General features: G+C 37.5%; 1 protein-coding gene. It reads right to left on the reverse strand.

Annotated elements, in window-relative coordinates; translation table 11 throughout:
• The coding region (locus KGF36_RS19950; RefSeq protein ID WP_227854984.1) for a phage tail tape measure protein at window positions 1–379 on the reverse strand (379 nt) is incomplete at both ends.

A 379-nucleotide genomic window follows, 5' to 3' on the forward strand; every position in this document is an offset into this window, starting at 1 on the left:
GCCATACCCATGTAATACATTGCGTCTCCTGCATCTTTAGCTGTAAAACTAGTTTCTCTCCCAAGCTGTCTAGCTTTTGCAGTTAAAGCTTCCATTTCTTTTCCTGTTGCTCCACTTACGGCTTGTGTATTCTTCATACTTTGTTCAAAAGTAGCAAATCCTTTTACAGCAGAACCTACACCAATTCCACCTATTAAAGCTCCTGCGGTAGTAGCCAGTCTAGCGAATTTACTAATAGCTCCACTTACAAAAGAATCTATTTTTCCTGTAAGCCCTCTAAGTGCTGAACTAGCTTCATCTCTAATCTTAACTGCTGCTTCATATCTCTTACTCACAAATTCTTGTAATTTATTTTTAGTTCGAGAAATAGTATTTATAG

The organism is Clostridioides sp. ZZV14-6009, from assembly GCF_020658095.1.
Lineage (GTDB): Bacteria > Bacillota > Clostridia > Peptostreptococcales > Peptostreptococcaceae > Clostridioides.